Consider the following 23,914-nt stretch of genomic DNA (forward strand, 5'->3'; position numbering starts at 1 on the left):
ATGGTGAATCTCTCATATTCGAATAGGCGTTTTGCTGTTATAATAGAGTCATACATGCCTAAAGACGCATGACCCTGGTATGTATTTCTACATATTTCGACATAATGACGTTCCACGAATGGATTTTTACATAAGGAGAGAGATGTTCTTGCGCAAAACGATTGCCTTGCTGTCGCTGACAGCCGCCGCCCTCGCCTGCCCGTTTACCCCTTCCGCTATTTCTCTGCCCCTTGGCCCTTCTGCATCCGCTGCTGCAGCAGCCGCTGCACCGCAGCTGGTCATTAACGGTAGCGTTCTGCAAGGGGAACTACCTCCTTACCGCGGGGGCGCTAACGGAGACACCCTGTTCGCGCCGGCCAGACTCGTATTGGAGGCCTTGGGCTATACGGTTTCCTGGAAGCAGGAGGAACAGGCGATCTCCGCCGTGCTCCACGAGGAGGCCGTTCTTCATAAGCCCGGCAGCAAGGTGTGGACGGTAGACGGCCATTCCTTTCTTCTTTCGGATGCTTCGATGATGCAGCAGGATACGCTTTGGATGCCGGTGCAGCCCGTAGCGGAAGCGCTGGGTCTTGAGCTGAAATGGAGCTCCCTGACCCAGACGTTATATATCAAAGCTTCCTTCGCCGCCTCGATTCGGGAAACGCTCGGCTACGGCTATACCCGGCTCAGCTACGAAGGCGATACCGTGGATGGCCTAAGACATGGCGAAGGCAGGCTCTATCTGGATGGCAAGCTCTGGTATGAGGGCAGCTTCCGTCAAAATAAGCTGAATGGCGGGGGCAAACTGTATATGAACGGCCAGCTCCGTTATGAAGGAGGCTTCGTCGCCGACCAGCCGCATGGCCAAGCTGTTCTTCTTCTCGCTAACGGCTCCCGATATGAGGGCGACTTCACGCGGGGGAATCAGACGGGCCAAGGCGCTCTATACGATGCCGGCGGCCGGCTCCGGTACAACGGCGAATGGGTGAACGGCCTCATGGAAGGCGTGGGGGACGTATATGATGAGCAAGGAACCATCGTCTACTCCGGAGAGATGAAACAGAACCGCCAGCACGGCTATGGAGTCGCATTTACCGCTGCGGGCAGCGGGACGAACGCAGAAGCGGCATCGCCCGGAACCGCCGATGCCAAGGCTCAAAAAAAGAATAAGATCTATGAGGGCCAGTGGGCGGATAATGTCCGATCCGGTCAAGGCCGGTCTTTCGACGCCTCGGGCAAGCTGGAATACATCGGCTCATGGAGCAACGACAAGAAGGACGGCGATGGCTTCGCCTATAAGCTGAGTATGATGGATTGGTCGTCAAAGAATGATCAAGGAGAGCTAATCACCGAAACGCTGGAAACCATCCAGCTCGAGCAGGTCACCTACCGCAAGGGCATGAAGATTGCCGAAGGCGACAAGTATCTGTATACCGGGTTGAAGCTTGCCGACGGAACCCCTCATGGCAGCGGAACGATGTATTATGACTCGGGCAAGCTCCGAGCGACCTCGAAGGGCGCGCTGCACGGCTCGCTCGTCTACTATGAAGGGGAATTCGTTCAAGGCCGGATGAGCGGAATGGGCAAGCTTTACGACAAGCAGGAGCGTCTCGTCTATGAAGGCGAGGTTGTGGACGGCAAGCGCAGCGGGCATGGGACGAGCTACGAGAACGGCGTTCTTGCCTATGAAGGAAAATGGTCGGATGATCAAAGATCCGGTCTGGGACGCCGCTATACCTTTGACAAGTCATATACGGGTCCTGATTTCACTGGCAGCTCCTCGCTGCTGATGCACGAGGGACGATTCGCCGCCGACAAGGAGACCGAAGCGATAGCGGTGTACCGGCATTACGGACAATTCCTGAACGGGTTGCCCGACGGCTACGGCGCCGTTATGCTGCTGCATGATTACAAGAACGAAAGCGGACCGAAATCGCTGGACAAAGAACAAGGAACCGCTTGGCTGATCTATGAAGGCGAATTCCGCAAAGGCTTGCGTGAAGGCGACGGCCGGTTGTACGAAAACAATACGCTTGTCTACGAAGGTCAATTCAGCAAGGGCTTGCGCGAAGGCATAGGCATGGCTTATGAAGATCGCATGATTTATAAAGGACCGTTCAAGGACGATCTGAAGGAGGGCGAAGGCGAGATCTTCGACGCATTCGATACGCTTCGCTTTAAGGGGACCTTCAAGAACGGGAAGAAAAACGGCTTCGGACGTCTGTATTCCGAGAATGGGTTGCTTTCGTATGAAGGCCAATTCAAGAACGACTGGAAGCATGGCTACGGGAAGCTGTTCGGAAGCGACGGCAAAACGCCGTATTACCAGGGGGAATTTCGTGAGGATAAGACCCTTAGCCAGTATTTGAACGATATGAAGGAAAAGCCATGAGGAGGATGCCGGTATGAGCTCTATACGAATTCCGTTATTGGCGGTTCTACTGATTGCCGCAGGTTTTCTCGGCTGGAGCCGCCCGGCGGAAGCAGCCCCTTCCGCCGGGGCCGCCGATTCCCGCGTCTGGGACGCTGAATCTGTTACGGTCAGCGCCGTCACGTACGGCACACGGCTGGCCTCCCTCTCCACTTGGCCCGGACTTAATCTGGCATTCAGCCCGTCCCAAACCAGTTACACGGCGGAGGTTCCGTTTGAGACGAAGGAACTCCATCTGTGGGCGACGGCTGAGAACGAGAGGGCTACTGTCAGCATAAACGGCAAACAGCTGAATGGGGACGGCTACGTAGCTTCTCTGGAGGTAGGTGTGAATACGGTCGCTATAGCGGTCACCGCTCCGGGCGCAGAGCAAACGATCTATCAGATCAAGATCAAGCGCCTCGCCGGCTCTACCGACGATGCTCTTGGCAGCCTGTCGGCCAGCCCGGGCCGCCTGTATCCGTCCTTCAGCCCAAATACGACCGAGTATACGCTGTATCTCGATTATCCTATCGCCCATACGTACATCACTGCCTTCGTGCGAGCCACCGGGAAAGCGACTCTTCAATTCAACGGGCAAGAGTTTCCGGATGGATCGACCGTAAGCAACAAGGAGCCTCTGAAGACCGGAGAAACCTCGCTGGTCATCACCGTCAAAGCCCAGAATGGAAACACGACGGCTTATACCGTCAGGATCAAACGCGGAGCCGACATCACCCAAACGGTACCGAGCGGCAGCAGCGGCGTATTCCAGATTCAGCCGATCGCCAGAACGAGCACCGACCAACTTGTCGAGCCGTTCGGGATTAAAAAGGTGCTCGTCCAAATCGCGCTTGCCCCTTATCTATCGGCGCTATCGGCGAAAAATACCGATGCCGTAACGGTAGACGGTACCGCCAGCGAACTGCGGCCTTATCTGGAGATTAAGCTTCTGCCGGAGCTGTGGAAGGCAGCAGCCGACCATGGGAAAACGCTATTGGTACGCACCAATGAACTGGATATCTCGCTTAAGCCGAATGCGCTGCCCCAGACCGCGATAGACGCCTCCGTACTTCTGACGGTCAAGCCGGTCGAGCTGACCGGCCGGACAGAATGGAATGCCAGGCCTTCCTCCGTCGATCGGACGGTCGGCGCGTTCGAATTGGGGCTGGAATCTTCCGGCACCGATACAGCCCGCTGGACTCGCCCGATGACGACTGCGGTGAAGCTGGACCCGCATCGGATCAAGCAGCCCTCCAAGCTGGGCGCTTATCGGTATGACGAGTCCACCCGAACCTGGTCCTTCCTCGGCGGCGAGCTCAAGACAGGCAATCGCTTCGAATTCCACACCGATACGCTCGGACTGATCGCCGTCTTCGAAGAGAATCGATCCTATGGCGACATCCGAGGCCATTGGGCGGAATCGATCATTTCGATCATGACAGCGAAGCAAATTGCCGGAGGTGTCGGTGAAGGCCGGTTCGCTCCCGATGAGCAGGTCACTCGGGCAGAGTTCGCCTCCATGCTGGCCCGCGCCTTGAATCTTCAGCAGACGGCGGCCGTTCCGTTCCCGGACGTACCCGGAGATGCCTGGTACCGGTACGATGTGGCCAAAGCCTTGTCCGCCGGGCTTATAGAGGGGATGGACAACGGCTCGTTCCTCCCCCAGGCCACGATTACCCGCGAGCAGATGGCTGCGATGATGATGCGGGCATACAGTCTGAACACCTCGATCCGGCAGCAGGATATCTTGCTCCCGCCCGATTCCAGATTCAAGGACGAGAAAGAGGCTTCGGCCTGGGCGTTGCGCAGCGTACGTCTGGCCGATGCCGTCGGTCTGATGAACGGCTCCCCGGACGGGTACTTCCACCCCAAGCAGACGGCTACCCGGGCAGAGGCACTCGTCGTGCTTTATCGTTTAATCAATAAGGTCATGCCTTCTTAAACCAGCCGAGCCTGATTCCTTTGCTGTCCTTCTCTTGACGAAGGGCAGCTTTTGGGGTCTAAATAGAAGTATACTAAGATGAAGCGGGCTTCGCCCTCATATTCAGTCAGATCTGCTTATTCTTACACAAAGGGGCGATGCACCAATGAGATGGCGACTGCGCACATGGCGGATCGGGCAGATCCGTCTCGTATATCTCATCATCGGGCTGGTCATTGCTTCGATGCTAGGCACGACTTGTATCCAGACCGTCGTAGGCTTCCGGTCCGATCTGCAATCTTTATCCAGGACGACCCTCGACCTTAATATGGAAGCCGCATCCAAAATGAGCGCTACGATGGATTCTTTGATCAACTCCATGAACGTCAGTCTGAAGACGACGGCCGCCTATCTAGCCGCCAATAAGACGAACGGGCCGGCACTTCAGCAACAGCTTGATTTCATGCGGGAGGGCGGAGGATATTTCAACTCGCTCTTCTTGCTTAATACCGATGAAGTCATCACGCAGGTATCGCCTTCTTCAGTGGGCATTTTGGGTCAGCATCTGAGTGCAGAAGCCGTCGCGAACCTGTCAGCTCTGCGACTCCCGTACATCTCAAAGCCGTATCGGGGGATCACAGACCGGATGATTATGGTGATGACCTATCCGATGCTCGACAGCGGCAGCGGGCAATATATGGGGCTTGTCGGCGGAAGCATCTATTTGCAGGAATCGAATGTGTTGAACAGCATACTAGGTACCCGTACAACGAACCGTTCAGGCACGTACGTGTATGTCGTCGATCAATCCGGCAATCTCATCTATCATCCTGATACAGCTCGGCTGGGGGTTGATGTGAGTGAAAACAAAGTGGTACAGAAACTGAAGCAAGGCATGCACGGAAGCGAGGACGTGATTAACACACAAGGGGTTCGCTTCCTTGCCGGCTATGCGACTATGAAAGGAACCGGCTGGGGCATAGTCGTTCAATCTCCTTACGAAGGCGTGTATCAGGCCTCGCTGCGTACCGTCAAGAGCCAGCTTCTGTATTCGCTTCCGTTCTGGCTTGCTTTCCTGCTGCTGGCGATTCTCATTGCCAGACTGCTGACGATTCCTTTCAAGGTGTTGTCCGAGGCGGCTGAGCATATTTCCAAAGGAAAGCGAGTCAGCGAGCCCCCGTTTCGCAGCCACTGGAATTATGAAGCCAATCAACTGAACAATACGATCATGCTCGCTATGCAGGGACTGCAGGATCAGGCCGAACATTACGCCGTCCAGGCCCAGACCGATCCGCTGACCGGTCTGATGAACCGGCGGACTATGGACTTGTTTACCGGGCTATGGGTCAAGGAACGCAGACCTTTCGCCATGCTGGCGCTGGATATTGACCGATTTAAGTCAGTCAACGATACCTACGGACACCAGATCGGAGACGAGGTATTAAAGATGCTGGCTATCAAAATCATCGAGGCAACAAGGGCGACCGATGTTCGCTGCCGTTATGGCGGCGAGGAATTCATCGTTCTGCTGCCGGATACCAGTCCGGAGGAGGCCTACCGGATCGCCGAACAGATTCGCATCTCCGTGGCTGCTGCAGTCAGTCCGACCGGAAAGGCTGTTACCGTCTCTATCGGCATGGCCGGCTTCCCCTCGGATAGCACGAACATTCAGGAGCTCTTTCAATTTGCCGACAGGGCCTTGTATCAAGCGAAGCAAACCGGACGAAATCGGGTCGTCGTCCATAGCCGATGAACGCGTGATGCGTGATTCACCTTGTCAGAAGCCTGTGGGCTAGCCAAATAAAAAACCGGACAGCCTCGAACTGCACCTCCAACTGTTAGATAATGTCTAGCAATTGGAATGCAGTTCACCATACGCTGTCCGGTTTTTGGCGATCCCGGGATACCTGAATCACTCTGCCTGCCTATGAGGCCCCGGTGATCACAGAAGCCTCCGTCTCTTTCCCGATACCTGCCTGGAGCTGGTACATGCGGTAATAACGACCTTGAAGCTTCATCAGCTCCTCATGCGTGCCGCGCTCCGCGATCTCCCCCCGGTGGAGCACCAGAATCTGGTCAGCCTCGCGAATCGTGGAGAGCCGATGGGCGATGATGAAGGTCGTCCTTCCCTCGCTGACTACGCGCAGCGCCTCCTGGATCAGCCCTTCCGTCTCGCTGTCTATGCTTGCCGTCGCCTCGTCCAGGATCAGTATGGCCGGGTCGAAGGCGAGCGCGCGGGCAAATGAGATAAGCTGCCGCTGGCCGGCGGAAAGCGTGCTGCCGCGCTCTACGACCGGCTCGTCATAGCCGCCCGGAAGCTGCTCGATAAATCCCGCCGCCCCGACATCCGCTAGCGCCTGCCGTACCTGCTCCGGCGTAATGTTCTTATTGTACAGGCTGACATTGAACTTGATATCCCCCGCGAACAGGAACGGATCCTGCAGGACGATACCCATATGCTGCCGCAGCGCCTGCTTCGGTATATCGCGGATATCGCGGTCATCGATACGGATCTGCCCGTCGGACGGCTCATAGAAGCCCAGCAGCAAGTTCATAATCGAGCTTTTGCCCGATCCGGTATGTCCGACCAAAGCGACCGTCTCTCCCTTATTGGCCTCGAAGGAAATATGACGCAGCACCGGCTCGCCCTCTTTGTAGGCAAAAGTTACTTGATCGAATACGACGCGCCCATCCGGCCGGCGCGCTCCCTGCGGGTTCACCGGCTTCGCCGTCTCGGCGGCCTCCTCATCCAGCAGTTGGAAGACCTTCTCCGAGGATACGACCGCACGCTGGGCGTTCATGAGCTGGTCGAAGATCCCGATGATCGGCTGGAAGAAGCGTCCCATGTACTCGATAAATGCGTAAAACACACCGAATGAGATGGAGGTTTGCAAGGATTGGCCTCCGAAATACCAGACGGTACAGGCGGTGAACAAGGCGCCGACCAGACCGGTGAAGTTTCGGGAGGACAGCGAGAACACCCGCATGTTCTTGATGTTGTTGATATATCGGTCCTCGTTCAGCGTTTCGAACTCCTTCATCCGGCTTTTCTCCTGACGAAAAGCCTGCAGGATCGGCATGACCGCGATCGATTCGCTGATCATCGCGTTCATATCGCTCAATCGGGCGCGCATGACGGAGACGAACCTCTTCGTATATTTCAGATGCACGGTCATCACTACAGCAAACAACGGAATAAAAGCGAGCGCAACAAGCGCAAGCCGCACATCGAGAATGAACAAAGCGATGTAGATGCCGATGATCGTGATCGAGCTGACCACGAAGGTTGCCATGAAGCTGATAAACAAATCCCTCACTGCCTCGGTATCGTTCGCGATCCGCGATACGACCTGCCCGATCGGGGTATTGTCGAAATAACGCACCGGCATCTTCTGAATGTGCCGCATCAGATCCATCCGCATCTGCTGAATCATGCGCAGCGCCGTCGACTGCAGCGTATAGCTTTGGATGAAATGCAGCAGGCTGCCGGCAAACAGCAGCGCAACATAAAGAGCGAGCAGCCGGAATGCCGGCATCATGTCATGTCCGTAGAACCGTGCCGTTTCGGCGGCTGTCAGCTTGCGGGCGGCCACTTCTTGAGCGCCGTTGTTTTTGTCCGTGCCGCGCAGGACGGCCACTCCGCCGGTGTCCGCCTCCCGCACGACCGACCAGTTCAGCTCCTCGGCGGCTGGCGCATGCAGCACATACATCCCGCGGCCGATCTGCAGAATTCTCGCATCCTCTCCGCCCGCGAAGGGACTCCGTTCGAACGTTTTCCCTTCGGTATAAGCAGCGATCCAATCCGATCGTACATAGAGCTGTCCTTCCAACTCGATCCGCTTTACATCTGCGGGCAGTTCTGCCCCGGCTGCCGCATCGAACTGCTTCCAAGGCAGCGCAATGCTCCCGATATGCCGATCGATCATCGTCTTCGCTAGGTATGGACCGGCCAGCTCCGCGCCCACAGCCAGACAAAGCACAAGCAAAGCCGCGGCAATCCGGTACTTGTAAAGCAGCGTATAACGAAGCAGTCTTCGTATAACCGGCGTCTTGACCTTCGGGTTGTCCCTCACAGATCGCACGCCTCCTTCCTTCTCTATCATCGATATGCGCCTACCCTGCCGAATCGAGCAGATGCGCTTCCAGCTGCTGACGCTCGAACTGCCCTCGGTACCAGCCGCCCAGCAGCATCAGCTGCTCATGCGTGCCTTCTTCCACGATCCGGCCATCCTCCAGCACAATGATCCAGTCGGCATGCATCACCGCGGACAGCCGGTGCGAGGCAATCAGGGTGGTCTTGCCTGCCCGCTCCAAGCGGATACTGCGAAGAATCGCGCTCTCGGTCCGAGCGTCTACGGCTGACAAGGAATCATCCAGCAGCAAAATGTCCGGATCGGTCAGAAGAGCTCTGGCGATGCTTACCCGCTGCTTCTGACCGCCTGAGAGCATGACCCCATTCTCCCCAACGATGGTTGCGAGTCCTTCCGGAAGATGCCTGACGTCCTCGGCGAACGACGCCATCTCGATGACGCGGGCCAGCTCTTCGTCCGTAGCCTCCGGCTTGCCTAGCGCAATATTGGCCTTGATCGTTTTGGATAGCAGCAGATGCTCCTGGGAAACATAACCGACCCAGCTGCGTATCCGTTCGATAGAAAGCTGCTCGACCGGAACGCCCGAGATGAAGGCTGTTTCCTTCTCTATCGGATAGTAGCGTAGAAGCTGCTTGAGCAGCGTGCTCTTGCCGCTTCCCGTCCGTCCGACGATGCCCAGCGTCTGTCCGCGCTCGAGACGCAGAGACACATCCTTCAGACTGTCCTGCTGGGCTCCGGGATAGCGGAAGGTCAGCGACCGCAGCTCGATGGATTCGGGAAGCGCGACCTGAACCGGCTCCGCAGGCTCCCGGACATCGGCTTCCTGGGCGAAGCTTTTCCCGAGACGATCGACCGAGGCCGTCCCCCGCTGCAGCACGTTGACGAACTCGCCGAAAGCGATCATCGGCCAGATCAGCATGCCCAGATAAATATTGAACGAGACGAGCTGTCCGAGCGTAAGCTCGTTATAGAAGACCAGGTAAGCCCCATATCCGTTGCCGATCGCGAAGCTCAAGCCGACGATCGACGAAATGACCGGATGGAACAGCGCGTTGATGAGGGCCACGCGGCGGTTTTTCTCCATCACATCGCCCGTTACCTGGCGGAACGCCTCCAGATCATGCTCTTCCTGCACATAGGAGCGGATCACCCGCAGGCCCGAGATCGATTCCAGCGCCTGATCGTTCATCTTGCCGAATGCCGCCTGTGCAGCAATGAAGCGCTTCCGCATCTGCTTGCCAAGCACGCCGATCAGCAGCGAGACGAACGGCAGCGGGATGAGCGAGACCAGCATCAGCTTCCAGTTGATCAAGGTCACCATGGTCACGGTCACCACGAGCGTGCCCACTATCGTATTTACCAGCGTCATGACCCCGTAGCCCGCCGTTTGTCCGATCGCCACAATGTCGTTGGTCGCCAGCGCCATCAGCTCTCCCGTACTGTTGCGCTGGAAGAACGACGGCGTCATGCGCATCAAGTGCGATAAAAGTCTGCTGCGCAGCAGCCGCTCAAGCAGCGAGGAGTTGCCGAACAGCGTCGTGATCCATATATAAGTCATCACATAGAGCAGCACGGCCAGACCGATCAGGAGCAGCACGCTTCTCTGCAGCTCGGCGGCGGTCAGCGTCCCCGTACGGATGTGGTCGATGACGGACCCGATCATCCTGGGCGGAATAATATTCAATATGCTGACCGTGGACATGAGTACGATCGCCAGCAGATACCATCCCCAGCGCGCGCGAAAAAACCAGGTCAACTGCCTAAGAAACGCCATGCGGCGCACACCCCTTCCTTAACTCTGTCCGTCTGCCTCTCGAAATGAAACACGCAGCGCAAACAGGCACATCTGTTCCCGTGATATGTACTATACCATAATATGGGTGATATGCCACGGAATTTTTTGATTACAATTAAAGTTCCCCAAAAGGGCCTCGCGTTTAAGGCAGCAGACCGCCGAATTCGGTCCACAGTACCGTCAGGCCAGCGGCGACGGCAAGCGAGGGCAGCAGATTGGCCACCTGAAGTCGGCGCAGCTCCAGCAGGTTGATGCCCACCCCTATGATTAATATGCCTCCTACTGCGGTTAATTGAACGATCATCGCATCCAGCAGCGTCTGATCCATCGCCGATGCGATCCACGACGCCCCCAGTGCTATCCCACCCTGATAGAGAAGAATCGGCAGCGAGGAGAACAGCACCCTGACCCCCATCGTCGAAGCAAATACGACGGAGAGCAGTCCATCCATCAGCCCTTTCGTGTATAAAATGACATGATCGCCCCTGAGCCCGCTGTCCAATGAGCCAAGAATGGCCATAGCCCCGATGCAGTAGACGAGCGTTGCATTGACAAATCCGGCCGCAAGCCTTCCCTGTACCGGCCCCGGCCCCTCTCCGCCGCTTGATTTCACCCGCACCGTAAAGCGACTAACCGCCGCATACACAAGCCGCTCCAGTCCTTGACCGAGCTGCTCCAGTCTGCGCTCCAGCCGCACCGCCTCGCCGATCAGCCCGCCTATGGCCAGACTTAAGACAAGCAGCAGAAATTGCTCCGACTTCAGCGCCATAGATATCCCCAGCACGATAAGCGCCAGGCCGATGCCATGCATCAGCGTCTGCTTCATGCTCTCGCTGATCCGTCCGATCAGAAGTCCGATCAAGCTCCCTGCAATAATGGCTGCCGCGTTGACTATCGTTCCCCACAAAATCACGATTCCGCACATTCCTTCCCTGATTTCCACCCATCCGCCGGGCATTAAGATCATAATCATACCCCGGAGTGCTCCGCCCTGACAATAGCCAAGGATTGCCCAGATGAATAGCGGCTGATGATGAAAAAAAGACTACCTGATCGAATCGACGACAGGCAGTCCTAGAGGAGTAGCGAGAGCCCAAGGGTGGGCGCTAAAGCTTGATCCGGTTAAATGCTTTGCTCCAGGCCAGAGCGTTCAAGAGCAGTAGAAGGGCGATGTACAGATACACTCCGTAGGCGAGCCAGGTTACCGCAAAGTGGATCCCGAAAAAGACCCCAAGCAGCAGGATCATCGGCAGCACCTTCAGCCCGTCGCTCTGCCCCGATCCGAACGGCTCCGTAAACGGTATGCTCTTGCCCAGCATCAGCCAGCACAGCACGACATACAGCAGCGAGCAAAGCAGCACCGCCGCCAGATCCGGGATGATCCGCACGCCGAACAAGAGAATGAAGACTATCCCTACGATCACGAACACAGGAAGGTAGAGCCTAACGATGAAAGCCTTGAGCGTACCTTTGAATACCGGAGCCGCGTCCTGCAAGGGCACTGCCTTGAACAGCCAAGCCCCCTTGTAGTTCCCCGAGTACCGGAGCATCATCACAACCGTCGGAATGACGATCATCGTCAAGTACACCATCAGATACATCCGCCCGGCGGAAATCTCCGACCAATCGCCTGTACGCAAAGCGCTTATCAGGAACAGAAAAGGAAATACGATGGAAAAACCCAAGGAAGGATAAACCTTCAGCTTGAATTCCCTCTCCTTCTTCAACATCGCGGATGCGAAATGAAAGAAGCTGCGCTCCTCCTTGCTTCGGCATATCGCCCCGGCCACGCGCCGCATCAGGCCGGCCTTGGCTTCTCCGCGGCTGCCCCCCTGATGGGACAGCTTCTGCAGCCCCCGCTCAAACATGGGCATAAGCCGGATGTACACCAGCAGCGCCGCCAGCGGCACGACCAGCGTCAGGATAGAGAACGCTATCGTGTAAGGATCGGTTGCTCCATGCAGCAGCAGCTCGAACGGCGCTCCGAACCAGACCGGCGGAACCAGAAACTGCCACCGGGCCGGCGTGAATTCAATCTGCAGCAAAGCCGAGAACTCGAAGGAGCGAATCGCAAACTGATACCCGACCGACATCGTTATCGTCAGCATAATTTGCACATAATTGATCATATCCTTGAGCCTCTCGCCATCGAAAAAACGCAGGATAAGCAAATAAACCAGGGCGGTTAGGACAAGGACCAGCACATCCATCAGCACAATGATTAGCAGGAAGATCGCCGTGAAGCCGAGGCCATGCCTGACGGCTCCCGCTATCAGAGGTCCGATCGTCAGGGCTGCGGTCAGAAAGCCTAAATAAATGCCGACATGAACAGCCTTGGCCATGCTTACCGTACGCGCGGCCACCGGCCTGGTCAGCAGGATAGGCTTGTCACGAATATCGAGCAGCACGGAGGAGAAGTCGCTGATCATAGCGGTCATGATCATAAACATCAGCACGCTAAACACAAGAGTCATCTGGAACATGAAGTGCTCGCCAAAAACGACGAAGGGTACGGTCAGCAGCCCCATTAACGCGTAAATCCATAAGGATTTCAGGAAGAAATTTTCATCGCCGTCCTTTTTGTCCGCCTTCCTCTTCGACGAGTTGAACAAGGTCGGCACCCGGCGACGGTCCATGGTCAGCTTAACCTGCAAAATCCTTCTCATCACGTCGTAGTCAACGCCCATGTTCTCGAAAATCCGACGGAACCTGTCCAGGATACGCAGCGTCCGGTAATCCTTCATCGGCTAATCCTCTTGAACGATGGAGACGAACTGCTCGGCAATATGCTTATGCTCATGGAAGCCGGTCAGCTGATTGAAAATTTCCTCCAACGTCCCTTCCTTGGATTGGGCCTTAAGCTCCTCGAAGCTGCCGTCCGCCGCCACCTGACCGTCATGCAGCAGTACGATGCGGTTGCTGATCTTCTCTACGACTTCCATGATGTGCGAGGAATAGAAGATCGTCTTGCCCTGCGCGGAGAGCAGCGTCAGGATTTCCTTGACGACCATCACACTGTTGGCGTCCAGTCCGCTCAAGGGCTCGTCGAAAAACAACAGATCCGGGTTATGCAGAAGACTTGAAATCAGCAGCACCTTCTGGCGCATCCCTTTGGAGAAGGACGCGATCCGGTCATGATAGCTGGATTCCAGGCCGAACATCGCCATCAGACGCCTTGCCTTATAGTCGGCACTTTCTCCGTCTACGCCATACAGCTCCCCAACGAAGGTCAAATATTCGCTCGCCGTCAAGTTGTCATAGACCTCGACCACCTCGGGAACATAGCCTATTCTCCGCTTGTAATCGACATTCCCGTCGGCAATGTCGCGCCCGAATATGTGCACCTCACCTGTATAGCCCTGAACGAGACCGAGCATAATCTTGACCGTCGTGCTCTTCCCCGCTCCGTTAGGCCCGATATACCCGATGATCTGCCCGGCGTACACATCCAGATCAATGCCCCTCAGCACATAGCGGTCCTCATATTTCATCCGCAAGTCCTTTAGGGACAGCACAGGCTCCCTTGTAAGCTCCAATCTACTCACCTTCTTCGACAAAGATACCCATATTGTACCATGCGTTCTCCGGAAATTGGAATCTGTTTCCTGCCGGGAGGGGCTTTGGCGGATAAATGGAAAGCCATCCCGGGTATACTAACGGGCGAATCGCCAGATACAAGGAGGATACAATTACCATGGCCAACAATAAAGACATGCAGCCCGTGTCGGGCGAGGAAGTCGAGACCGACGGCATTTACGAGAATGAATGGGGCCGTGAGGAGACCCTGAAGCGCGGGGACGAATTCCCCTACGATCCCGTGCTGGGCCAGACGGAATGGGAGCTGACCAGCCTGGCGCTGGAAAGCCAGGAGAACGAGATGTACAAGGACACGAAGGCCAATACGAAAAAGCGGATGCATCTGGACATCGGCACGCAAGAGCAGAAGGATTGATCCCGCACGCCGTATCCGATTCCTTCGGACAAAACCGTACAAGCGCCGCTTCCCTGACGGGAGGCGGCGCTTGCTGTTAACCTTGGTCCTTATTTGGCATGCATAATCTTAATAAGGTTGGTCGAGCCGGACTTGCCGATCGGTACGCCCGCCGAGACGATGACGAGATCGCCGGATTCCACGATCCCGGTCGCCTTGCCGCTGGCGATAGCCGACTCGAACATCTCGTCGGTCGTCCGCACGGAGCCGCCGAGAATCGGCGTTACGCCCCATACCAGGCTCAGACGGCGCAGCATATGCTCATTCGGAGCCACCGCGATGATGGGTGCATTCGGGCGGTATTTGGCGACCATCCGCGCCGTAAAGCCGCTCTCCGTCGGCGTCACGATCGCCTTGGCCTGCAGCTCCAGCGCCGAGCTGACAACCGCCTGGCTGATCGCTTCCGTAATATTCGTCTGCTGCAGCGCAGCCGTCCTCACGAACAGCTCCCGGTAGTCCAGCGATTCCTCCATCCGGCTGGCGATCGAGGCCATCGTGCGCACCGACTCCAGCGGATATTTTCCTGCTGCGGTCTCCCCGGACAGCATGATCGCATCCGAGCCGTCAAGTACCGCGTTGGCCACATCGCTGGCCTCCGCCCGAGTCGGACGGGGATTCGACTGCATCGAATCCAGCATATGCGTAGCGGTAATGACCGGCTTGCCCGCCAGATTGCATTTTTGAATCATCTGCTTCTGGATATGAGGCACTTCCTCGACCGGCACCTCGACGCCCAGATCTCCCCGCGCGACCATGAGCCCGTCCGAGGCCTCAAGGATAGCATCCAGCTCATCGACGCCCTCCTGATTCTCGATCTTGGAGATGATCTGTACATGGCCCGCGCCCAGCTCTTCCAGCAGGCGGCGGATTTCGAGCACATCCTCGGCCTTGCGGACGAAGGAAGCGGCCACGATATCGACGCCCTCCTCAACCCCGAAGCGGATGTGCTCCACATCCCGCGCCGTCACGCCGGGGAGCGACGTACGCGTGCCTGGCAGATTAACGCCCTTGCGCGGCTTAATCACGCCGCCATTCAGAATGCGGGTATGGATTTCGGTGCCCTCGATCGCTTCCACCCTCAGCTCGATCAGACCGTCATCCAGCAAAATGCGCGATCCTGGCGATACATCGCGGGTCAGCTCCGCGTAGTTGACCGCGATACGCTCTCCGTCGCCTTCGATCAGCTCAGTCGTCAGCGTCAGACGCTTGCCGGTTTCCAGCAGATACGAGCTCTCCTTCAGCTTGCCGATCCGAACTTCCGGACCCTTGATATCCAGCAGGACGGCTACAGGCTTGCCCGTCTCGCGCTCCGCCTCGCGCACCTTCACGATCCGCTGCCGCTGCTCATCCAAATCTCCGTGCGCCATATTCAACCGGGCGACATTCATCCCCGACAGAATCATTTCCTTGAGCATCGGCACATTGTCACAAGCAGGTCCCATCGTACATACAATTCTTGTTTTTGGTAATTTGGACATCGTCATTTCCCTCCGTTGTCGAGCTTCACGTTCTCATTGTCGATGTCATTGTACTCCGGCTACTCCAAATTGACTATGAATTATAGTACGGAACAGGTATTATAGTATCATCTCAATCAAAGGGGAATCCTTATGCTCTTGGTCAAGTCTGTCACCCATCACGCAGGCTCCATGCCCTGGTTCGAGGAAAGCGGCACGGAGAGCTCGGCTTGGACCCTGATTCTCGTCGGTTACGGCAAGTGCGTCTATTGGCTGGAGGAGGAGAAGGTGCTGCTGGAGAAGGGCGATGCCCTGCTGATCCCCGCCGGACTCCGCTTCTACGGCAAGAGCATCCCTTCCCTGTCTCATGAGAAATATGTCGTGACTTTCCTGCCTGGAGCTTCGGCGCCCCACGCAGCTGGAGACGGCCGTCCTCCGCTGCCCCTTCTGCAGCTGGCCGAGTACGTCCAGCTGCGGTGCGGCCCGTCGGACCTGCTGCTCGCCCGCCTGCAGCTCATGCATGAGAACTGGACAGAGCGTCTGTCCTATCACGAGATCATGGCCCAGGCTCTGCTGCTGGAAACCTTGACCCTGCTAAGCCGGGAATGGGACCGCGGACCTCATTCCTCCGCCAAGCACGGGCTGGCCGAGCACATGAAAACATACATCAAGCAGCATTACCGCCGCCGGGTGACGAAGGAGGAGCTCGCCGCCGTAACCGGCAAAAGCCCAAACTACTGCGCCACCTTATTCCGCCAGATGACCGGCCAGACGATCAGCGATTACGTCCATGCCGCACGCGTCAAAACAGCCGTCTCCATGCTGCGTCACTCCCGGCTGACGGTGGCCGATATCGGAGAATATGTAGGCTACGCGGACGCCTCCTACTTCCATCGCATCTTCCGCAGAATGACGGGATACCCGCCAAGCTTCTACATGCGGGAGCGGGACGAGCCTCAGGCTTAAGCCGCTTACTGCAGACGGCTTTTTTCCCTATATTGACCGGGCGTCATCCCTTCGATCCTGCGGAAGGACCGAATGAAGTTCTGCGGATTATTGAACTGAAGCTTAGCGGCGATCTCCCGAATCGGCATATCCGTCTCCAGCAAATAAGCGACAGCCTTCCCATGCCGGTAACTGGCTAAATATTCGCTGAAGAGAACTCCCGTTTCCTTGCGGAACACGCTGCTGATATAGCTCGGGTTATAATGCAGGCGCGAGGCGAGAGAGTCCAGCGAGATGTCCTGCTCGTATTCCCTGTGGATGATATCGATAATATGCTCGGATATATTCCGGTACTGCGCGTGCAGGCGTTCTTCCACAGTTACCATGATCGGTTCTATGATCACCTGGCGCAGCCAGTCCTGCATTTCCTTAAGCGTGCGAAGCTTGAACATCTGCTCGAAGACCGAATGGTTATCCGTAAACGACATATAAGGAATCCCCAGGGAATGCGTTAGTTGAATCAGATCGATCACTAATCGCGCTGCCCAGACTTCGTATTCCACCGGCCCCGCCTTCTTGACGAGCAGATCTTGGAAAAACGCGGCAAGCAGCCGGTCCACCTGCTCCCGGTCCGCAAGCTTTATCGCATCGGATAAATCGTTGTGGAAGTGGGGAGAGAAGAAGGTATAGAGCGGGTACCCGCCTTGCGGCAGCTCCTCATAGAAAATAATGGAGTTCCCCCCCAGCCGCAGCCGGTTTTTGAGCGCTTCCCGGCTCTCCTGGTACGCCTCGCAGGTTTCATGCAATGCCAGATACGGCAGGCTGATGCCGACACTGACGGGAAGATGCAGATACGTATCGATCATCCGTTGAATATGCTGCGTCAGCTGGTACAGCTCCTGCTTCAGCTCATCGGGGCCGCTATGCCGGCTGAACACGACCGTAACCAGCGACTGGTCTTGGACTACGGGGGCTAAACGCTGCTCAGCGGCGATCAATTCCTCGACGATGTTATGAATCGCATACAGCAATAAATCCTCATCGTTCGGATGATATTTCGTCCCTTCCAAGGTATCGATCTGAACGGTAACGACCGACAGCCTCGTCCATCCCTCCTGATAGCCCAGGCTAGGGAGCTTCTCGCTAATCTCCCTGGCGCCGATCTGCCCTCCCAGCAGCTTGACAACAAACAAGATGCGAAGCTGCTCGACCTGGGTATGCAGCCGGTCCTGAAGCTCCGTGTTTTTATCCACCACATCGTGAATCTGCTCGGCCAAATATTCAAACCCGTCCTTGCGCTGCTCGCCGGCCGCAGGCTTGAACACCTTGGAGGACACATGGAACAGTTTTTTGACCGGACTGTAGATCATGCGCGAAACAACCCAGGCAACTCCCAGTGAAAGCACGAGCAGAGAGAGACAGAGCATCGAGGTAAACCAGCCGATGGCCCGCGATTCCTTGGTCAATTCCCTGATGGAAATCATGGAAATATAGGTCCAGTTATTAAAGTCGGACTTCCGGTAGGTAACCGTAAATTCAGAGTACTTCTCGTTCACCTGAAACTGTCCGTTGCGTTCGTCTTGCCGGGATATGAGATCCAGCACCGAGGCTTGGACATCCATGCCGCCAAGCAGTCCTGCATTGGTGTGGTAGAATACCCTCCCCTCCCGGTCCATCATCATGACCGACTCATTGTTCTTATCGAAGGAAAACAGACTGCCCAGGTGGCAGACGGGAATTTCGGCTACAGCCAGTCCTTTTTTATGAGCCGCATGAATCGGCAGTTTCTTAATCAGCCGGATGTTCTCGGTACAGACAGGACGGTCCTGCCGAGACGGATCGGGGACAGCCGCACCGACATCCCACATGGAATCGAGCGGCGCCTGGAAGTACGGCAGCAGCCATTCCCCCTTCTTATACTTATCCAGCCGGTGCAAGCCGATGTTATCGATATACCATTCCTGTTCCCGGCTAAGCAGAATAATGTCGGAAATCCCGGTATCAAACGTTTGCAGATGGTTCAGCTCCTGCTTGATTTGGCGAAGCAGCTGAAACTGATCCACATTCAAGGACTCGGATAAGGTCTGGATCAGAAAGGAAGAGTTCACGAAGTAATTCAGCGAATGATCGGTCGTCCGCAGCACCTGCTCCACGCCGTTCTGGATTTGATGAAGATGCTCCTGGACAGCATGGTCGGACTTTCTCTGGATCGTGTCGGAGGACTTGGAATAGGTGAAGATGCCTGCGAGGGAGACGGGAAACGCACTGATGATGATGCCGAACAGCAGTATTTTGTAGAAGTACTTATTCGGATAGATGTTCATCAGGTTCTCCTCCAATTTATGCGCGCGGATGCTGAGAGATAGCGTGATTGTATGTTCAGTATAGTCCCTGGATTTTGAAACACAATAATCATTTCTTTATACATGATCGAATTCCCCTGTCATTCCCTCCCTGTGCAGTCCGCTGGGCCGCTTCATCTCGAACTGTGATTATAGACAATCCAATCCGAGGCACGTTATCTTGGGGATATTCAGCACAGCGAACAGAAAGGGGACAACGCTATTGGTCATGCGTCAGCTTGTGAAGTTCAAATATTTATATGTGATGATTCTCCCGGGTTTTCTGTATTTCGTCATTTTCAAATACTTCCCCATGTGGGGCATCATCATTTCCTTCCAGGATTACCAGCCCTTCCTTGGAATAAGCGGCAGCCCCTGGGTAGGCTTCAAGCATTTCATACGCTTGTTTCAGGAACCGACCTTCTTCCTGCTATTTAAGAATACCGTAATCTTGTTTCTGCTTAATATGACGATCTATTTTCCGATACCGATTATCTTATCGCTGATGCTCAATGAGATCCGCCGGGAAATGTTCAAGAAGTCGATTCAGACTATCATTTATATTCCTTACTTCATGTCCTGGGTGATCATCGTTTCCTTGTCCTATATTCTATTGACAACGCAGGATGGCATCATCAACGAATTGCTGGTCAAGTTCGGGATGGAGAAGATCAGCTTCCTCACCGATCCCGCCTGGTTCAGGCCCGTCTATATCCTACAGGTGATCTGGAGAGAAGCCGGTTGGGGGACGATTGTATATCTAGCAGCCATCTCCGGCATAGATCCGCAATTGTACGAAGCCGCCAAGATGGACGGGGCAAGCCGCTGGAGGCAAATGTGGCATATCACCCTGCCTGCCATACGCAGTGTCATTGTGATCCTCATGCTGCTTAAGCTGGGAGATATTCTGGAGCTGGGCTTCGATCACGTCTTCCTGCTGCTCAACGGGATTAATCGGGAGGTTGCCGAAATCTTCGATACGTACGTCTACACCGCAGGGGTCCGGCAAGCCCAATTCAGCTACAGCACAGCCATCGGCTTTTTCCGGGCGGCAGTGGGGCTTCTCATGGTGATGATCGCCAACTGGCTCGTCCGCAAAGCTGGCGAGGAAGGCATCTATTAAGGAGTGTGAAACCGATCATGAAACAAGGACTTGGCAGTCGAATCTTCGACACCATCAACCATAGCTTGCTCCTTTTGTTCGCCATCTGCACCCTGCTTCCGTTCATTCATGTGTTTGCCGGTTCCTTCACTTCGGTGGAGGAGTACGTGCAGAAGCCATTCATTCTCATTCCGACCGATTGGTCATTGGATGCTTATCGCGTCATCTTCTCGACTCCCGTGTTGTTCCGGAGCTTGTTGAATTCCGTATTTGTTACGGTCGCCGGGACTTTACTCAGCATGCTGTTGTCCATTCTCATGGCCTACGGCTTATCCAAGAAGGAGCTGCCGGGGCGCAGAACCATCATGTTCATGGTCGTATTCACGCTGATGTTCAGCGGAGGCCTGATTCCTACCTTCCTGGTCGTACGCTCGCTGGGCATGCTGGATTCGTATTGGGCCATGCTGATTCCTTCCGCGATTAATGCCTTTAACCTCATTATTCTGAAAAACTTTTTCCAGCATATCCCCGACGGGATTGAGGAATCCGCCAAGATGGACGGGGCTTCCGACTTCGGCATCCTCTTCCGGATCGTCATTCCTTTGTCCATGCCGTCGATTGCTACCATCGCCTTGTTTTACGGAGTTTCCTACTGGAACATGTTCTACCAGGCTCTGATCTATATCAATGACTCGAATAAATGGCCCATTCAAGTCCTGCTCCGTCAGATCATCCTGATCTCCAGCGGCTTGCAGGGAGGCAACGACATTGATGCAGATCTTGTCAGACCGCCCGAACAAACGATCAAGATGGCCGTGATCGTCGTGGCCACCATCCCTATCCTGTTCATTTATCCTTTTATACAGAAGTATTTTGCCAAGGGCGTGCTGTTAGGCTCGGTTAAAGGATAGCTGCGAATGGCGGAACCACTTGTTCATTGGCAGCTGTTTTTAACATAAGGACCTATGCCCTTGAGGCGTAGTTCCAAATAAAAATGACGGAGGGTCCCGATCATGATGAATCTGTTAAAACGCAAGATGCTTGTCCCGGCTACCGTACTCACCCTGACTACGGCTGCTATGGCCGGATGCGCGGACACCGGCACGACAATAAAGCCCAAGCCGGATGCACAAGCGAGCGCTCCTTCTGCCGGGGATCAAAAGCCGCTTGAACTGACCTGGACGGCGATTCTGTATGCGCCATCTCCGCCCTCCCCAACCGTTCTCAGTAAAATCGAAGAAGCTACGAACACGAAGCTGAACATCACCTGGGTTCCGGACGCGGTCAAAGAAGACAAAATCAATATGGCGCTGGCCTCCAACACCTTGACCAAGATCGTCACCATTCAGGACATCAAAAATTCCGCCTATTTGAATGCCGCAAGAGCCGGGATGTTCTGGGAACTGGGCCCCTACTTCAAAGAGTTTCCGAATCTGAGCAAGATGAATGAAACGATCCTGAAGAACACCGCGGTTGACGGCAAAATCTATGGCGTATACCGTCAAAATCCGCTGTCCCGACAAGGGATTATCCTTCGCAAGGATTGGCTGGATAACCTGGGGCTCAAGACACCGACAACCATCGATGAGCTTTATGCCATACTTAAAGCCTTCAAGACAGACGACCCGGACAAGAACAATAAGGCCGACACCTTCGGCATAGCCGATCGCAACGACCTCAAGTACGGCTTGTTCAAAACCATCGCTTCCTATCATGGCACGCCCAATGATTGGGGGATGAAGGACGGCAAGCTCGTCCCGGAGTTCATGTTCGACGAATATGTGGAATCCATGAAGTTCGCCAGAAAGCTGTATACGGAAAAGCTGGTGAATGAAGATTTCGCAGTAACCAGCAAGCAGCAGCAATGGGATTACTTTACGACCGGGAAGGCCGGCGTATATATCGGCAACATGGATGATTCCGCCAATCTGAACAACGCCCTGCTAAAGATTAACCCCGGTGCGAAGCTCGACCTGGTCAACCGGATAGCCGGACCGGACGGCAAGCCCCATGTATGGTCGCAAGCCGGTCACAACGGGGTGTATGTCATCCCCAAATCCGAGGTCAAAACCGAGGAAGAGTTAAAGCGCATACTGGCATTCTTCGATAAGCTGGCGGAACCCGACATTTTCAGATATACTCAACTCGGAATCGAAGGCACGCACTACAAATCGATTGACGGGAAATTTTATGAATTGATTGCCGCCGCCGATACGGTCCGCGATGTGGATGTGCGGCCGCTGGCCTCCCTGCAAGCCATCCTGCCGAGCAATGTGCTGAAGCCGGCCAACGATCCTTTGCGGGAAAAGAATATCAAGCTGAACGAGGATAACGAAAGCTTCATCGTGCCGAGCCCGATCGAGGCGCTCGAGTCGGCGACATTCAGCGAAAAAGGCAATGAGCTCCGAAAAATCATCGACGATGCAACGCTTAAATTCATTCTTGGACAGATCGATGAGGATGGCTTCCAGAAGCATGTGGAGAATTGGAGGAAGCAAGGCGGGGACAAAGTGATGGAAGAATACAATGCCGCTTACGCCAAAGGAAAATCTTAACCTTGCGAAGCGCCCGGGAGGAGATTACCTATGTGGAATCCTGATGAATTTGTCGAGCATTTATATACCACCGAAACCCAGGAGCTTGCCTTCCAGCGGGCCGGAGCCGATAACTGGGCAGCCTGGAGAAATCAGCTAACGGAAAAATTCACGGCATCGCTCGGAGGCTTGAACGACAGGTCCTCCGGCTTGCAGCCGCGCCTCCTGGAGCGAACCGAGCATGGGGATTATATCTGCGAGCGGATCGAGCTCACGACGGCCCCCTCGCTGCGGATGCCCTTGCATCTGCTGATTCCCAAGGGCAGGGCGGAGCATGAGAAGCTTCCCGTTGTCGTGGGCTGCCACGGCCACGGCTACGGCAGCAAAGCGGCGCTTGGCCTCGGAGCGGACGGCAAGGAGCTTGGCGATGTATTCAGCGATCACAAAAAATTCGCGATCTCCCTCGTCAAGCGCGGCTTCGCCGTCATTGTCCCGGAGCTGCTCGGATTCGGCGAGCGGAAGCTCAAGGACGAAATCATCGTCAACAGCCATACCAACTCTTGTTTTTCGATCGGCGTGTTTTTATTGACGCTCGGCAAAACGATGGCAGGTATGCGCATCCAGGAGACGATGGCCGCTATCGATTATGTGAGCACGCGTCCCGAGGTCGATGCCGAGCGTATCGGAATTATGGGGTTATCGGGGGGCGGTCTGGTCGCCTCGTTCACCTCCGCCTTGGATCAGCGCATAAAGGCCACGGTCGTATGCTGCTATACCAATACGTTCCGCGACAGCATCCTGCACAGCAGACATTGTATCGACAACTATATTCCGGGGATACTGCGCTATGCCGAGATGCCCGATCTAATCGGACTGATCGCGCCCAGACCGCTCTTCGTAGAGGCCGGGCACGACGATCCCCTGTTCCCGGTCCACGGCACGGAGAAGGCCATTGCCACGCTTTCCTGCATCTATCGTGCTGCCGATGCCGGCAAAAACCTGGATTTCCATATCTTCCCCGGGGTTCATGAGGTTTGGGGGGAACGCGCTTACCCTTGGCTGGAGCGGCAATTGAAGGCTTAAAGGCCGCCTCCTCTTCCGGGTTCTTCCCGGCATAGCAGGTTTAGAACGGCCTATATGATTCAAGTCCGCAAAGACGGGGTAATCATAAGCAAGTGGGAAGTGGTGATTAAACAAATCAAACAGCGGAAAGGATCCTGCGAAGGGTCTGGAAATCCGAAAGGTTGATGGTAATCATGAAATCCACGATAAGGAAGAAACGCTTGAGATGGTTTCGATTCCTGTCCGGTAAAGTTCCCTAGCAATTGGAAAATCGCTTAGGTA

Annotated in this window: 16 protein-coding genes; 9 read left to right on the plus strand and 7 right to left on the minus strand. The window is 55.4% G+C overall.

The window, feature by feature from the left end:
- Positions 1-148: 148 nt before the first annotated feature.
- The 3 genes from GSF01_RS20790 to GSF01_RS20800 all read left to right on the plus strand — a co-directional run bounded on the left by GSF01_RS20790 (position 149) and on the right by GSF01_RS20800 (position 6,066).
- Positions 149-2,371, plus strand: a complete 2,223-nt coding sequence (locus GSF01_RS20790) for a stalk domain-containing protein (protein ID WP_159887227.1) — start codon at positions 149-151, stop codon at positions 2,369-2,371.
- Between the two features lie 13 nt (positions 2,372-2,384).
- On the plus strand, positions 2,385-4,334 hold the full coding sequence (locus GSF01_RS20795) for an S-layer homology domain-containing protein (protein WP_159887228.1): 1,950 nt from the start codon (positions 2,385-2,387) through the stop codon (positions 4,332-4,334).
- Between the two features lie 145 nt (positions 4,335-4,479).
- The gene (locus GSF01_RS20800) at positions 4,480-6,066 is read left to right on the plus strand and encodes a sensor domain-containing diguanylate cyclase (protein ID WP_159887229.1); all 1,587 of its coding nucleotides are present in this window, start codon (positions 4,480-4,482) and stop codon (positions 6,064-6,066) included.
- Between the two features lie 172 nt (positions 6,067-6,238).
- Here GSF01_RS20800 and GSF01_RS20805 read toward each other — a convergent pair whose 3' ends face one another.
- The 5 genes from GSF01_RS20805 to GSF01_RS20825 form a co-directional block, all read right to left on the minus strand.
- Positions 6,239-8,386: an ABC transporter ATP-binding protein gene (locus tag GSF01_RS20805; RefSeq protein WP_235941645.1), complete on the minus strand. Its 2,148-nt coding sequence runs from the start codon at positions 8,384-8,386 to the stop codon at positions 6,239-6,241.
- A gap of 40 nt (positions 8,387-8,426) precedes the next feature.
- Positions 8,427-10,178 carry an ABC transporter ATP-binding protein gene (locus GSF01_RS20810; RefSeq protein ID WP_159887231.1) on the minus strand — a complete coding sequence of 584 codons (1,752 nt, stop codon included), beginning with the start codon at positions 10,176-10,178 and terminating at the stop codon, positions 8,427-8,429.
- A gap of 163 nt (positions 10,179-10,341) precedes the next feature.
- Positions 10,342-11,166 carry a DUF554 domain-containing protein gene (locus GSF01_RS20815; protein ID WP_235941654.1) on the minus strand — a complete coding sequence of 275 codons (825 nt, stop codon included), beginning with the start codon at positions 11,164-11,166 and terminating at the stop codon, positions 10,342-10,344.
- 139 nt (positions 11,167-11,305) lie between these two features.
- Positions 11,306-12,943, minus strand: a complete 1,638-nt coding sequence (locus GSF01_RS20820) for a hypothetical protein (RefSeq protein WP_159887232.1) — start codon at positions 12,941-12,943, stop codon at positions 11,306-11,308.
- 3 nt (positions 12,944-12,946) lie between these two features.
- Positions 12,947-13,690: an ABC transporter ATP-binding protein gene (locus GSF01_RS20825; RefSeq protein ID WP_159887293.1), complete on the minus strand. Its 744-nt coding sequence runs from the start codon at positions 13,688-13,690 to the stop codon at positions 12,947-12,949.
- Positions 13,691-13,893: 203 nt separating this feature from the next.
- On the opposite strand from GSF01_RS20825, the gene GSF01_RS20830 reads away from it, so the two are divergent.
- The gene (locus GSF01_RS20830; RefSeq protein WP_159887233.1) at positions 13,894-14,151 is read left to right on the plus strand and encodes a hypothetical protein; all 258 of its coding nucleotides are present in this window, start codon (positions 13,894-13,896) and stop codon (positions 14,149-14,151) included.
- An 89-nt stretch (positions 14,152-14,240) separates the two neighbouring features.
- Here GSF01_RS20830 and pyk read toward each other — a convergent pair whose 3' ends face one another.
- Complete coding sequence (pyk, locus tag GSF01_RS20835) at positions 14,241-15,668, minus strand: pyruvate kinase (RefSeq protein ID WP_159887234.1); 1,428 nt, start codon at positions 15,666-15,668, stop codon at positions 14,241-14,243.
- A 132-nt stretch (positions 15,669-15,800) separates the two neighbouring features.
- On the opposite strand from pyk, the gene GSF01_RS20840 reads away from it, so the two are divergent.
- Positions 15,801-16,613, plus strand: a complete 813-nt coding sequence (locus tag GSF01_RS20840) for a helix-turn-helix domain-containing protein (protein WP_159887235.1) — start codon at positions 15,801-15,803, stop codon at positions 16,611-16,613.
- A gap of 5 nt (positions 16,614-16,618) precedes the next feature.
- On the opposite strand, the gene GSF01_RS20845 is transcribed toward GSF01_RS20840, so the two are convergent.
- The gene (locus tag GSF01_RS20845) at positions 16,619-18,916 is read right to left on the minus strand and encodes a helix-turn-helix domain-containing protein (RefSeq protein WP_159887236.1); all 2,298 of its coding nucleotides are present in this window, start codon (positions 18,914-18,916) and stop codon (positions 16,619-16,621) included.
- A gap of 247 nt (positions 18,917-19,163) precedes the next feature.
- Here GSF01_RS20845 and GSF01_RS20850 point away from each other — a divergent pair, with 247 nt between their 5' ends.
- From GSF01_RS20850 to GSF01_RS20865, 4 genes are all read left to right on the plus strand, one after another.
- Positions 19,164-20,057, plus strand: a complete 894-nt coding sequence (locus tag GSF01_RS20850; RefSeq protein WP_159887294.1) for an ABC transporter permease — start codon at positions 19,164-19,166, stop codon at positions 20,055-20,057.
- Positions 20,058-20,074: 17 nt separating this feature from the next.
- Complete coding sequence (locus GSF01_RS20855; RefSeq protein WP_159887237.1) at positions 20,075-20,947, plus strand: carbohydrate ABC transporter permease; 873 nt, start codon at positions 20,075-20,077, stop codon at positions 20,945-20,947.
- A gap of 102 nt (positions 20,948-21,049) precedes the next feature.
- Entirely contained in the window at positions 21,050-22,591 is a 1,542-nt protein-coding gene (locus tag GSF01_RS20860; RefSeq protein WP_159887238.1) for an extracellular solute-binding protein, read from the plus strand.
- Between the two features lie 30 nt (positions 22,592-22,621).
- Positions 22,622-23,653 (plus strand): dienelactone hydrolase family protein, encoded by a 1,032-nt coding sequence (locus GSF01_RS20865; RefSeq protein WP_159887239.1) that lies wholly within the window; start codon positions 22,622-22,624, stop codon positions 23,651-23,653.
- Positions 23,654-23,914 lie beyond the last annotated feature (261 nt).

Source organism: Paenibacillus puerhi (assembly GCF_009846885.1).
In the GTDB taxonomy this organism is placed as follows: Bacteria; Bacillota; Bacilli; order Paenibacillales; family NBRC-103111; genus Paenibacillus_G; species Paenibacillus_G puerhi.